This is a genomic window from Streptomyces sp. NPDC058646 (genome assembly GCF_042716875.1).
Taxonomy (GTDB): domain Bacteria; phylum Actinomycetota; class Actinomycetes; order Streptomycetales; family Streptomycetaceae; genus Streptomyces.
In genome coordinates, this window is sequence record NZ_JBHXRK010000030.1 from 82175 (window position 1) to 94859 (window position 12685).

The 12685-nt window shown below is 75.2% G+C and carries 11 protein-coding genes and 1 riboswitch; of the genes, 8 read left to right on the forward strand and 3 right to left on the reverse strand.

What is annotated here, in order from left to right; all coding sequences use genetic code 11:
• Positions 1-84 precede the first annotated feature (84 nt).
• Positions 85-1398, reverse strand: a complete 1314-nt coding sequence (locus ACFWUZ_RS29940; RefSeq protein ID WP_384379707.1) for a glycosyltransferase family 4 protein — start codon at positions 1396-1398, stop codon at positions 85-87.
• Between the two features lie 239 nt (positions 1399-1637).
• On the opposite strand from ACFWUZ_RS29940, the gene ACFWUZ_RS29945 reads away from it, so the two are divergent.
• Together ACFWUZ_RS29945 and ACFWUZ_RS29950 are read left to right on the forward strand one after the other, a co-directional pair.
• Positions 1638-2261, forward strand: coding sequence for a TetR family transcriptional regulator (locus ACFWUZ_RS29945; protein ID WP_384379710.1), 624 nt, complete (start codon positions 1638-1640; stop codon positions 2259-2261).
• 99 nt (positions 2262-2360) lie between these two features.
• Positions 2361-3266 (forward strand): phosphotransferase, encoded by a 906-nt coding sequence (locus ACFWUZ_RS29950; RefSeq protein WP_384379713.1) that lies wholly within the window; start codon positions 2361-2363, stop codon positions 3264-3266.
• A 127-nt stretch (positions 3267-3393) separates the two neighbouring features.
• On the opposite strand, the gene ACFWUZ_RS29955 is transcribed toward ACFWUZ_RS29950, so the two are convergent.
• Together ACFWUZ_RS29955 and ACFWUZ_RS29960 are read right to left on the reverse strand one after the other, a co-directional pair.
• Complete coding sequence (locus ACFWUZ_RS29955; RefSeq protein ID WP_384379716.1) at positions 3394-3627, reverse strand: ferredoxin; 234 nt, start codon at positions 3625-3627, stop codon at positions 3394-3396.
• Entirely contained in the window at positions 3627-5090 is a 1464-nt protein-coding gene (locus ACFWUZ_RS29960; RefSeq protein ID WP_384379719.1) for an aldehyde dehydrogenase, read from the reverse strand. The genes ACFWUZ_RS29955 and ACFWUZ_RS29960 overlap by 1 nt, the downstream gene beginning before the upstream one ends.
• A gap of 172 nt (positions 5091-5262) precedes the next feature.
• Here ACFWUZ_RS29960 and ACFWUZ_RS29965 point away from each other — a divergent pair, with 172 nt between their 5' ends.
• The 6 genes from ACFWUZ_RS29965 (at position 5263) to ACFWUZ_RS29990 (ending at position 12668) form a co-directional block, all read left to right on the forward strand.
• The gene (locus ACFWUZ_RS29965; protein WP_384379722.1) at positions 5263-6420 is read left to right on the forward strand and encodes an MBL fold metallo-hydrolase; all 1158 of its coding nucleotides are present in this window, start codon (positions 5263-5265) and stop codon (positions 6418-6420) included.
• Between the two features lie 114 nt (positions 6421-6534).
• A riboswitch (cobalamin riboswitch) is annotated at positions 6535-6615 on the forward strand.
• A gap of 129 nt (positions 6616-6744) precedes the next feature.
• Positions 6745-7995 (forward strand): prenyltransferase/squalene oxidase repeat-containing protein, encoded by a 1251-nt coding sequence (locus ACFWUZ_RS29970; RefSeq protein ID WP_384379725.1) that lies wholly within the window; start codon positions 6745-6747, stop codon positions 7993-7995.
• Positions 7995-8690, forward strand: a complete 696-nt coding sequence (locus ACFWUZ_RS29975) for an SCO2322 family protein (protein ID WP_384379728.1) — start codon at positions 7995-7997, stop codon at positions 8688-8690. The genes ACFWUZ_RS29970 and ACFWUZ_RS29975 overlap by 1 nt, the downstream gene beginning before the upstream one ends.
• A complete protein-coding gene (locus tag ACFWUZ_RS29980; protein WP_384379749.1) occupies positions 8663-9997 on the forward strand; it encodes an energy-coupling factor transporter transmembrane component T in 1335 nt (444 codons plus the stop codon). Before ACFWUZ_RS29975 ends, ACFWUZ_RS29980 begins: the two co-directional genes overlap by 28 nt.
• Positions 9994-11817, forward strand: coding sequence for an ABC transporter ATP-binding protein (locus tag ACFWUZ_RS29985; protein ID WP_384379731.1), 1824 nt, complete (start codon positions 9994-9996; stop codon positions 11815-11817). Before ACFWUZ_RS29980 ends, ACFWUZ_RS29985 begins: the two co-directional genes overlap by 4 nt.
• On the forward strand, positions 11763-12668 hold the full coding sequence (locus ACFWUZ_RS29990) for an ECF transporter S component (protein ID WP_384379752.1): 906 nt from the start codon (positions 11763-11765) through the stop codon (positions 12666-12668). The genes ACFWUZ_RS29985 and ACFWUZ_RS29990 overlap by 55 nt, the downstream gene beginning before the upstream one ends.
• The last annotated feature ends 17 nt before the right edge of the window (positions 12669-12685 follow it).

Genomic DNA, 12685 nt, shown 5'->3' on the forward strand with positions numbered 1-12685 from the left:
CTGCCTTCGCGGTCGCGGGGGTTGCGGGGGGTACGGGGATTGCGGGGGTGGCTCATGGTTCGGGAGTGCGGCGGGTGCGGCAGGTCACCGCGAGCGGCGGGCACGGGCCGCCTGCTCGATGGCGGCCCGGTAGTGCCCGACGGTCCCCTCGGCGGCCTTCGCCCAGGTGAAGCGGGTCAGCACCCGCTCGCGTCCGGCGGCGCCGAGCCGGGCGCGCAGCTGCGGGTCGCCCAGCAGCCGGCCCAGCGCGGCGGCGAGGGCGCCCGCGTCGCCCGGCGGCACGGCGAGGCAGGTCTCGCCGTCGGGGCCGGCGACCTCGGGGATCGCCCCGCCGGTGGTGGCCACGAGCGGGGTGCCGGTGGCCATGGCTTCGGCCGCGGGCAGCGAGAAGCCCTCGTAGAGGGAGGGGACGCAGGAGACCTGCGCGCTGCGGACCAGGTCGACGAGTTCGGCGTCGGTGATGCCCTTGACGAAGCGGACCGCGTCCTGGAGGCCGTACGTCTCGATCGCGCGGGCGACCGGCCCCTTCTCGGCGCGCTTGCCGACCACGACCAGGTGGGCGTCGGGCCGTTCGGTGCGCAGCTTCGCCAGCGCCTCGACGAGGTGCACGAGGCCCTTGAGGGGGACGTCGGCGCTGGAGGTGGTGACGATGCGCCCCGGGACCTCGGCGACGGACCCGTCGGGCGACCACAGGTCGGTGTCGGCGCCGATGTGGACGACGTGGATGCGCTCGTCCCGGACGCCGAGGTGGTGGGCGATCTCCTGCTTGGAGGATCCCGACACGGTGAGGACCGACGGCAGCCTGCGGGCCACGCGGCCCTGCATGCGCGTGAAGCCGTACCAGCGGCGCACGGAGAGCCGCTTCTTGCGGTCCTTGGCGGCGTCGAGGTCCAGCTGCCGGTCGACGGTGATGGGGTGGTGGATCGTGGTGACCAGCGGCGCGCCGAGGTCGGCCAGCAGCCCGTAGCCGAGGGTCTGGTTGTCGTGGACGACGTCGAACTCCCCGGCGCGCGCGGCCAGGTGGCGGCGGGCGCGCAGCGAGAAGGTCAGCGGCTCGGGGAATCCGCCGGTCCACATGGTGGCGACCTCGACGGCGTCGATCCAGTCCCGGTACTCGTCGCGTCCCGGGGTGCGGAAAGGGTCCGGCTGGCGGTACAGGTCGAGGCTCGGGAGCTCGGTGAGCGAGGCGCCGGTGTCGAGCACCGGATAGGGCTGTGCGCCGATGACCTCGACCGAGTGCCCCAGCCGTACGAGCTCGCGCGAGAGGTGGCGGACGTAGACGCCCTGGCCACCGCAGAACGGGTTCCCCTTGTAGGTGAGGAGTGCGATGCGCAACGGGCGGTCGCCGTCGGTGGCGGAACCCGCGAAAGGGCTCGTCACCATGGCCTCAGCGGTCACTCTCGGCCCCCTTCTCCCTGCACTTTCGCCGGAGCGTAACCGCTCGGATAATGTAGAACAAGTTTCAGACTTGATCCGTCGAAGACCATTGAATCTACCGGCCGGAAACCACACCGTAAGAGGCGGAGCAGGTGATTCGCGCCACGGATGCGGCGCCTGCGATGCTGACCCCGGATCAGCCCGGGATCAGCGCCGCACCCGACCCCCGCAACGACACGGAACGCCATGGAACGGGACACATGACAGCGGAAGCGAAGGCCGTCACCACGTTGGCGTCCCCGCCCCTGACGGAGCGCCAGGAGGCGCGCCGCCGCCGGATCCTGCACGCCAGCGCCCAGCTGGCCAGCCGGGGCGGTTTCGACGCCGTGCAGATGCGCGAGGTCGCGGAGTCCTCCAGCGTGGCGCTGGGCACCCTGTACCGCTACTTCCCGTCCAAGGTGCACCTGCTGGTCGCGACCATGCAGGACCAGCTGCAGCACATGCACACCACGCTGCGCAAGCGCCCGCCGGCCGGCGAGGACCCGGCGGCGCGCGTCGCGGAGACCCTGATGCGGGCCTTCCGCGCCCTCCAGCGGGAACCGCACCTGGCGGACGCGATGGTGCGGGCGCTGACCTTCGCCGACCGCAGCGTGAGCCCCGAGGTGGACACCGTCTCCCGGCTGACCACGGCGATCATCCTGGACGCGATGGGCCTGGACGCCCCGCCGACGGCGGAACAGCTCTCGGCGGTCCGCGTCATCGAGCACACCTGGCACTCGGCTCTGATCACCTGGCTCTCGGGCCGCGCGTCCATCGCCCAGGTGAAGATCGACATCGAGACGGTCTGCCGCCTGATCGACCTGACGGCGCCAGAAAAGGCCTGATTCCGCCGGGGCGGACACCGTCGGAAACCCTTGGCGGCGCCGCGGCGGGCGTGGCTGCTGTCCGCGTCGGACGACAGCGGCGGACGGCGGAGGCGGGGCATGCCGGGCACGATGCACGACGACGAGGCCGACATCGACGAGGGGCTCGTCGGGCGGCTGGTCGCCGCCCAGTTCCCCGCGCGGGCCGGCCTGCCCGTCGCGAAGGTCCGCTCCGCGGGCACGGACAACGCCGTGTACCGGCTGGGCGAGGACCTGGCCGTGCGCCTGCCGCGCGTCCCGGACGCGCCCGGCAGGTCGCCGAGGAGCAGCGGTGGCCGCCGTACTTCGCGCCGCGCCTGCCGCTGGAGGTGCCGGTGGGCCGGGGCGTGCTTGGGCGAGGGCTTCGCCATGCCGTGGTCGGTGTACCGCTGGATCGACGGCCGGGACGCCTGCGAGGAGCCCCTGGCCGACCCGGCCGTGGCCGCGGCCGCCCTGGGCGGCTTCGTCGCCGCCCTGCGGAAGCGCGACGCCACGGGCGGGCCGCCGTCCTGGCGGGGCGTGCCGCTGAGCACCCGCGACGAGGAGGTCCGCGCGGCGGTCCGCGACCTGGGCGCGGACGGCACGCCCGACGCGGCCGCCGCCACGGCCGCCTGGGAGGAGGCCCTGCGGGCCCCCCGCTGGGAGGGCCGGCCCGTCTGGCTCCACGGCGACCTCCGGCCGGGGAACCTGCTGGGCCGGGGCGGCCGGCTGAGCGCGGTCATCGACTTCGGCGGGGTGGGCGTCGGCGACCCGGACTGCGACACGATGGCCGCCTGGACGGTGCTGCCCGCCGGGACGCGGGAGCCGTTCCGCGAGGCGGTCGGGGTGGACGACGCCACCTGGGCGCGCGGCCGGGGCTGGGCCCTGGCCTTCGGCCTGACGACGTACCACCACTACCGCGGCGCCAGGAACCCGGTCCTCGCGGAGGTCGCCCTCCGCGCGGTCCGCGAGGCCCTGTCCGACGACGCCCGAGCCCTGACCGCGTGAACCCTGACGGCGGACGCGACGCGGGCGGACGCGACGCAGGCCAGCGCGACGCCGCCCCGGCCGGGGCGGCCCGGCGGCCGTCGCGGGAGCCGTACGGGGCCGGGCGCCCGGGCCCGTACGGCCGGTGTCAGTCCTCCGGCGGGAAGACCGTCTCCCCCGTGCCCAGCAGGGTGATGACGATGGCTTCGACCGGGCAGCCCTCCGCCGCCGTCAGGACCGGTTCGTTCGCGTCCGTCTCCGCCGCGCGCGGGCGCGACTGGCGGGCCGAGTCGAGGGCGAAGCCTTCCGGGGCGTGGTTCACGCACATCCCCGAGCCGATGCAGACCCCGCGGTCCACCTCGACCTGCCAGCGGTCGCCCATCAGGCACCGGCCTCGTAGCCCGCGGGCAGGTGGATCATCTTGTGCTCCAGGTACTCGCTCAGGCCCTCCGGCCCGAACTCCCGCCCCAGGCCGCTGTTCTTGTAGCCGCCGAAGGGGCCCAGCATGTCCAGGCTGAAGGTGTTCACGTTGAAGGTGCCGGTGCGCACCTGCCGGGCGAAGTCGATGCCGTGCTCGACGTCCCCGGTCCACACACTGCCGCTGAGGCCGAACTCCGAGTCGTCGGCGACCCGCAGCGCCTCCGCCTCGTCCCCGTACGGGATCAGGCACACGACCGGGCCGAAGATCTCCTCACGGGCGATCCGCATGGAGTTGTCCACGTCCCCGAAGAGGGTGGGCTCGACGTACCAGCCCCGTTCCAGTGCGGCCGGGCGGCCGCCGCCCGCCAAAACCTTCGCGCCCTCCTCCTGGCCGATGCGGATGTAGTCCAGCGAGCGCTGCTGCTGGCGCCGCGCCACCAGCGGCCCGAGCTGCGTCGCGGGGTCCAGCGGGTCACCGACCACCAGCGCCCCGGCCGCGGCGGCGAGCGCCTCGGCGACCTCCTCGTAGCGGCTGCGCGGGGCGAGCACGCGCGTCTGGGCCACGCACGCCTGGCCGTTGTTCATCCAGGCCGCGGGGACGATCCCGGCGATCGCGGTGTCGAGGTCGGCGTCGGGCAGGATGACCGCCGCCGACTTGCCGCCCAGTTCGAGGGTGACGCGGGTCAGGTTGCGCGCGGCGACCTCCATGACGCGCTTGCCCGCGGCGACCGAGCCGGTGAAGGCGACCTTGTCGACGCCGGGGTGGCCGACGAGGTACTCGCTGACCTCGCGGTCGGCGGGCAGGATCGACAGCACGCCCTCCGGCAGCCCGGCCTCGCGCACGATGTCGGCGAGGATGTAGGAGTCGAGCGGGGACTCCGGGGAGGGCTTGAGGATCACCGTCGACCCGCTGAGCAGCGCGGGCGCGAGCTTGGCGGCGGCCACGAACTGCGGCACGTTCCACGGGATGACGGCCGCGACGACGCCGACCGGCTCCCGGCGCACCAGGATCGGGCCGAGCACGCCCTGGCGGTGCTCCTCGTAGGGGAAGGCGCGCGCGACGGTGATCGCGGCGTCGTAGACCATCATCGGGCCGAGCGCCTGGGCGAGGACGCTCCAGGAGTACGGGGACCCGTTCTGGGAGCTGATCGAGCGGGCGATCTCCTCGTGCCGGACGGCGATGGCGTCCTTGATCCGGGAGACGACGGCGATCCGCTCGTCGAGGGTCATCCGCGGCCAGGGCCCGGAGTCGAAGGCCCTGCGCGCCACCTCGACGGCCCGGTCGACGTCCGCCTTCGAGGCGTGCGGGACGGAGCCGATGACCTGCTCGGTGTGGGGGGAGACGATGCTGATCGTGTCGGTGCCCAGCGGATCCGTCCACTCCCCGCCGATGAACAGTTGTCCGTGTTCCACGAGCTCGGTCATGGCTGAGGCCTCCTGCGGCTTGGCGTTGCAGAACTGATACCAGTTCTAGTTAGAGGAGTCCACGGCCGGGACGGAACGGACGGGAAGATCCAACGACTGGTCAGGAAGCCCCGATGATGGTCGACTTGGGCTACTACTGAAACAAGTTCTCGTCAGCGGACAGGGGAGCCTCATGCCAGAGGACACGGACAGGGACACGGCCACCGCCTCGGCCACGGACACCGGCCCGGCCACGGGAGGGGAAGGGGGAGCGGGAGCGGACACCGGCAGCGGCTCCGCCGCGTCCCGCCCGGCACCACAGGTCACCGACCACGGCGGAGGCGTGTGGGGCATCAAGGTCCCCATCCCCGACAACCCCCTCGGGCACACCCTCGTCCACGTCCTCGACACCGGCCGCGGCCCGGTCCTCGTCGACACCGGCTGGGACGACCCCGAGTCCTGGGACACCCTCGTCGCCGGACTCGGCGCCCTCGGCATCGCGGTCTCCGAGGTCCACGGCGTGGTCATCACCCACCACCACCCCGACCACCACGGCCTGTCCGGCCGGGTCCGGGAGGCCTCCGGTGCCTGGATCGCCATGCACGCCGCCGACACCGAGGTCGTCGTACGGACCCGCTCCGCCGAGCCCGGCGTCTGGCTCGACTACATGGCCGGGAAGCTCGCCGCCGCCGGAGCCCCCGAGGAACACCTCGCCCCGCTGCGCGCCGCCCGCACCGGCGGCCGGATGCGGACCCTGCCCGGCCTGCGCGCCGCCGTCCCCGACCGGGAGATCGTCCCGGCCGAGCTGCTGCCCCTCGCCGGCCGCCGCCTGCGCGCCGTCTGGACCCCCGGACACACCCCCGGCCACGTCTGCCTGCACCTGGAGGAGCAGCACCCGGCGAACCTCCCCGGCAACGGCCGGCTCTTCTCGGGCGACCACCTGCTGCCCGGGATCTCCCCGCACATCGGCCTGTACGAGGACCCGGAGGACACCCGGGTCACCGACCCCCTCGGCGACTACCTCGACTCCCTCGAACGCATCGGCCGCCTCCGCCCGGCCGAGGTGCTCCCCGCACACCAGCACGCCTTCACCGACGCACCCGCCCGTGTCCGCGAACTGCTGGACCACCACGAGGAGCGGCTGACGGGGCTGTGGGCGCTGCTGGCCGAACCGCTGACCCCGTGGGGGCTTGCGGAGCGGATGGAGTGGAACCGGCCCTGGGCGCAGATCCCGCACGGCTCCCGCACCATCGCCGTCTCGGAAGCGGAGGCCCATCTGCGGCGGCTGGTGAAGACGGGCCGCGCGGAGGCGGTCCCGGGCAGCGACCCGGTCACCTACCGGGCGCTGTAGGAGCCGGAGGGCCGGGCCGCGGCCGGGTCCGGTAAGGGGCGCCCCCGGCCGGCACCACCCGGCGCCGCGGTCGTGGGCCGGTACAGTGAACCCGTCGTCCACACTTCCGTTCGGGGGGAAGCCGGTGCAGATCCGGCGCTGACCCGCAACCGTGACCCACTTCCGGCACCGCCCGGACGGGAAGCCGGAATGCCCCGTACCGGAGGTGCGCGGCTCGAGCCGCCGGGTCCTCCGGCGGTCGGCACCGTCGAGGTAAACGGAGCCGGAGCCCGGTGCCTGCGCGTGCCTGCCTCCCGCTCCCCAGCACGAGAGGCACCCGCCCCCATGAACGTCCGTCGCAGCGCCGCCGCGCTCGCCGCCTCCGCCGTGCTCTGCGTGGGCGCCGCCCCCGCCGCCCTCGCCGACACCGCGCCGCCCGCCTCCCCCTCGGCCCCGCCGGTGATCCCCTCCGGGCTGTTCGGCAAGAACGACCCGACCTACGACGGCGTGTGGCGGCAGTCCGTCGCCCTGCTCGCCCAGCACACCGCCGGCCTCGAGCCCGCCCAGCAGGCCGTCGACTGGCTGACCGCCCAGCAGTGCGCGAACGGCGGCTACGCCTCCTTCCGCGCCGACGCCGCCGCGCAGTGCGACGACAAGACGATGTACGACACGAACGCCACCGCGATGGCCGTGCAGGCGCTGAAGACGCTCGGCGGCCACGATGCGACGGTCAAGAAGGGCGTGGACTGGCTGAAGTCCGTCCAGAACGAGGACGGCGGCTGGGCCTACGTGCCCGGCAGCCCCAGCGAGGCCAACTCCACCTCCCTGGTGATCAGCGCACTGGCCGTGGCGGGCGAGAAGCCGGCCGAGGTCCGCTCGAAGGCGGGCAGGTCCGCGTACGAGGGTCTGCTCCCCTTCCAGCTGGGCTGCTCCGCGGAGCCCGCCGCCGACCGGGGCGCCTTCGCCTACCAGCCCGTCGACGGGAAGCTGCTCGCCAACGCCGACGCGACGGCCGCCGCCGCCCTGGCCGGGCTCGGCAAGGGCGCCGTCGTCGTCCCGGCCGCCGCCGACTCCCCGGCGACGGCGCTGGCCTGCCCGGCGGGCGCCACCGACCCGGCGGGCGCCGCCCAGGGCGCGGCCGGCTACCTGGCCGAGGCCCTGAAGAAGGACGGCCACCTGACGGCCGTCACCCCGGGCTCGGACCAGCCGGTGCCGGACACCGGCAACACCGCCGACGCGGTGATCGCCCTGGCCGCGGCCGGGCACAAGCAGTCGGCGGCGGGCGCGCTGGAGTGGCTCAAGACGAACTCGGCCGAGTGGTCGAAGGGCAGCCCGGCCGGCCTCGGCACCCTGATCCTCGCCGCGCACGCGACCGGCACCGACCCGAAGTCCTTCGGCGGCACCGACCTCGTCGCCGCCCTGAACGCGACCGGCCCTGCCCCGCAGGGCGCGAACACCGCCGCGACCGAGGTCGACGGCAAGCAGGACAAGCCCTCCGGCGGCCAGAACATCTGGTGGATCATCGGCGCGGGCGCCGCGGCCGGCGTCGGCATCGGCATCCTGCTCAGCGGCCGCCGGAAGAAGAACGAGCTCTGATGCGCCGCCGTCCGTCCGGGCGCTCCGGTGCCCTCGCCGTCCTCCTGGGCGTCGCCCTCGCCGCCCTGCTGGCCGCCGCCGCCCCGGCCATGGCGGCGGGCTACCGCTACTGGTCGTTCTGGGACGGTGCGGGCGACGGGACGTGGAAGTACGCCACTGCGGGCCCCTCGTCGGCCCGCCCGGCGGACGGCTCCGTCCAGGGCTTCCGCTTCGCGGTGAGCCGGGACGAGGCGACCGAGCGGGTCCAGCCGCGGGCCGCGGCGGACTTCGCGGCCGTCTGCTCCGGCACGGCCCCGGAGGCGGGCCGCAAGCGCGTGGCGCTGGTCGTCGACTTCGGCGTGCCGCAGGACGCCCCGGCCGGCGACGCCCCGCCGCAGGAGTCCCCGCGCACGGTGTGCGCGCAGGTCCCGCAGGACGCCACGACGGCCGAGGCCCTGGCCTCGGTGGCGAAGCCGCTGCGCTACAACAGCTCGGCGCTGCTGTGCGCGATCTCCGGCTACCCGAAGCAGGGTTGCGGCGACCAGGTCGCCGCCCCGGAGCCGGGCACCGGCACCGAAGCCCCGGCCACGGCCACGGCCGGAGCCGGGGCCGAGGGCGACGGCGGCGGCCCGTCGGCAGGCCTGCTGGCGGGCATCGCGGCGGTGGCGGCCCTGGCCGCGGCCGGCGTCTGGCAGTCCCGCCGCCGCACCCGATGACGTCCCCGGCCGCCACCCCGACCCCGCCCGGCACGCCACCCGCCGGCCCCCAGGGGGCGGCAGGGCCCGGCGGGACGCGGGCGGCCGGTGGTACGGGCCGGGACCGGGACCGGCCGGAGGCCGGGCTCCGCACGGTCGCAGCCGCGGGCGGTGACGCACCGCCGTCCCGCCGCAGCCGCCGCGTACGGCCCGGCCCCCCGCACGGGACCCCGTACGTCCCTCCCGCAGCGACCCGGGCCAACGCCCTGCACGCGGGGGCGTGGTGGCTGTGGGCGCTCGGGCTGGCCACCGCCGCCTCCCGCACCACCAACCCGCTCCTCCTCGGCCTGATCGTCGGCGTGGCCGGGTACGTCGTCGCGGCCCGCCGCACGGACGCCCCCTGGGCCCGCTCCTACGGGGCCTTCGTCAAGCTCGGCCTCTTCGTCATCGGCCTGCGCCTGGTCTTCTCCATGCTCCTCGGCTCCCCCATCCCCGGGTCGCACACCCTCTTCACGCTCCCCGAAGTGCCGCTGCCCGCCTGGGCCCAGGGCATCCGCTTCGGCGGCCGCGTCACGGCCGAGCAGCTGGTCTTCGCCTTCTACGACGGCGCCAAGCTGGCCACCCTGCTCATCTGCGTCGGCGCCGCGAACGCCCTGGCGAACCCGGCGCGGCTGCTGAAGTCCCTTCCCGCGGCCCTCTACGAGGCCGGGGTCGCCGTCGTCGTGGCCATGACCTTCGCGCCGAACATGGTCGCCGACGTCGTACGCCTGCGGACGGCCCGCCGGCTGCGCGGCCGCCCCACCGGCGGGGTGAAGGCCGTCCTCCAGATCGGCCTGCCCGTCCTGGAGGGCGCGCTGGAGCGGTCCGTGGCCATCGCCGCGTCCATGGACGCGCGCGGCTACGGCCGGACCGCGCAGGTCCCGCCGGCCGTCCGGCACACCACCAACGTCCTCACCCTCGGCGGCCTGCTCGGCATGTGCGCGGGCACGTACGGGCTGCTCGCCGCGGACGGCGCCGCGTACGGGCTGCCCGTGCTCGGCATCGGGTTCGTCCTCGCCCTGGCGGGGCTGCGGCTCGGCGGGCGCCGCTCGGTACGGACCCGCTACCGGCCCGACCGCTGGGGGGCGCGGGCCTGGCTGGTCTCCGCTTCGGGCGCGGCCGTCGCCGCCCTGGCCATCTGGTTCTCCGGCACCGATCCGCAGGCCATGCGGCCGGGCGTGGTCCCGCTGGTCGTCCCCGGGCTGCCGCTGTGGCCGGCGGCGGCGGTCCTGATCGGCCTGCTTCCCGCCTTCGTGGCACCCGTACCGCCCAAGGAGGCTTCGCAGTGATCCGCTTCGAACAGGTGTCGGTGACCTACCAGGGCGCGGCCGGGCCTTCCCTCCAGGGCGTCGACCTGGTGGTCCCGGAGGGCGAGCTGACGCTCCTGGTCGGCCCGTCGGGGGTGGGCAAGTCCACCCTGCTGGGGGCGGTGTCGGGGCTGGTACCGCACTTCACGGGCGGCACCCTGCGCGGGCGGGTGACGGTGGCCGGCCGGGACACCCGTACGCACAAGCCGCGCGAGCTCGCGGACGTGGTCGGCACCGTCGGACAGGATCCGCTGGCCCACTTCGTGACGGACGTGGTCGAGGACGAGCTGGCCTACGGGATGGAGTCCCTGGGCCTTCCGCCCGCCGTGATGCGCCGCCGGGTGGAGGAGACCCTGGACCTGCTGGGCCTGAACGAGCTGCGCGACCGCCCCATCGCCACCCTGTCGGGCGGCCAGCAGCAGCGGGTCGCGATCGGCTCGGTCCTGACCCCGCACCCGAAGGTCCTGGTCCTGGACGAACCGACCTCGGCGCTGGACCCGGCGGCGGCCGAGGAGGTCCTCGCCGTCCTCCAGCGGCTCGTCCACGACCTGGGGACGACCGTCCTGATGGCGGAGCACCGGCTGGAGCGGGTGGTCCAGTACGCCGACCAGGTGCTCCTGCTGCCCTCGCCGGGCGCGGCCCCCGTCCTCGGCCCCCCGGCCGAGATCATGGCCGTCTCCCCGGTGCACCCGCCGGTGGTCTCCCTGGGCCGCCTCGCGGGCTGGTCCCCCCTCCCCCTCTCGGTCCGCGACGCCCGCCGGCTGTCCACCCCCCTCCGCGCCCGCCTGTCGGCTGCCGCCGCACCCCCGGCTGCGGCTCCGGCTCCGGCTCCGGCTCCGGGGAACCCCGTACCCCCTCCGTCCGTACCGACCCTCACGCCCGCTTCCCAGGGGTCCGGGGGCGGAGCACCCAGGGGCGGAGTACGCCCCGGCCTTTTCACGCGGCTCCGCCGGACCAGGCCGGCCCCGCCCGCAGCCCCCGGCCAGGACGCGGCGCGGCTCCGCCGGAGCAGGCCGGCCCCCGCAGCCGCCGGCCGGGAAGTCGCCGAGGCCCGCAACCTCGGGGTACGCCGCGGCCGGGCCGAAACCCTCCGCGGGATCGACCTCACGGTCGCCGCGGGCGAGACCGTCGCCCTGATGGGCCGCAACGGCGCCGGCAAGTCCACCCTGCTCTCGGCCCTGGTAGGCACGGTCGCCCCCGCCACCGGCGAGGTGACCGTCGGCGGCAGGGCCCCGCACCGGACCCCGCCGCCGGAGATGGTCCGCCACGTCGGCCTCGTCCCGCAGGAGCCCCGCGACCTGCTCTACGCCGACACGGTGGCGGCCGAGTGCGCCGCGGCCGACGCGGACGCCGGCGCGGCCCCCGGGACCTGCCGCGACCTGGTCTCGGCCCTGCTCCCCGACGTCCCCGACGACACCCACCCGCGGGACCTGTCCGAGGGCCAGCGCCTGGCCCTCGCCCTGGCCCTGGTCCTGACCGGCCGTCCGGCGCTGCTCCTCCTCGACGAGCCGACGCGCGGCCTGGACTACGCCGCCAAGCTCCGCCTGATCGAGATCCTGCGGACCCTGGCGGCCGAGGGCCACGCCATCGTCCTGGCCACGCACGACGTGGAGCTGGCCGCCGAGCTGGCCCACCGCGTGGTGATCCTGGCGGGCGGCGAGGTCGTCGCCGACGGCCCGACCGCCGAGGTCGTCGTCTCCTCGCCCGCCTTCGCGCCGCAGGTGGCGAAGATCCTGGCGCCGGGCCACTGGCTCACGGTGAGCCAGGTCGCCACGGCCCTGTCAGCGGCGGAGGCCCCGTGAGCCGCCCGGTGAGGATCGGCCCGCGGGCGGCGGCCGCCCTGGTCCTGGTCACCCTGATCGGCATCGCGGCCTTCGGCTGGCCGCTGCTCGCCGACCGCCGGTCCGGCCTCGCCCACTCCCAGGACGCCCCCTGGCTCTTCGCGGCCCTGCTGCCCCTCCTCGTCGCCGTGGTGGTGGCGACGATCGCCGATGACGGGATGGACTCCAAGGCGGTGGCGATGCTCGGCGTGCTGGCCGCGGTCGGGGCGGCGCTGAGGCCGCTGGGCGCGGGGACGGCCGGCCTGGAGCCGATGTTCTTCCTGATGGTGCTGAGCGGCCGCGTCCTGGGGCCGGGCTTCGGCTTCGTGCTGGGCTCGGTGACGATGTTCGCGTCCGCCCTGCTGACGGGAGGCGTCGGGCCGTGGATGCCGTTCCAGATGCTGGCCCTCGGCTGGTTCTCGCTGGGCGCCGGTCTGCTCCCGGGGCCGGAGCGGATCCGGGGCCGGGCGGAGCTGCTGATGCTGGCGGCGTACGGCTTCGTGGGTTCGTTCGCGTACGGCACGATCATGAACCTTCAGGGCTGGGTGATCCTGCAGGGCATGGGGCAGGGCATCTCCTTCCACCCCGGGGAGCCGGTGTCGGCGAACCTGGCGCGCTTCGTCGCGTACTGCCTGGCGACCTCGGTGGGCTGGGACCTGGGCCGGGCCGCGCTGACCGTCGTCCTGACGCTCTCCCTGGGTGCCACGCTGCTGAAGGCACTGCGGCGGGCGACGCGGAAAGCTGCCTTCGACGCACCCGTGGCCTTCGAATCCGAGGGTAGAAGTGGCCCGGACCACACCCCTCAAAGGGGTACAAACGACTCCATCAAGTGACATCCGGGCCTCTCGCC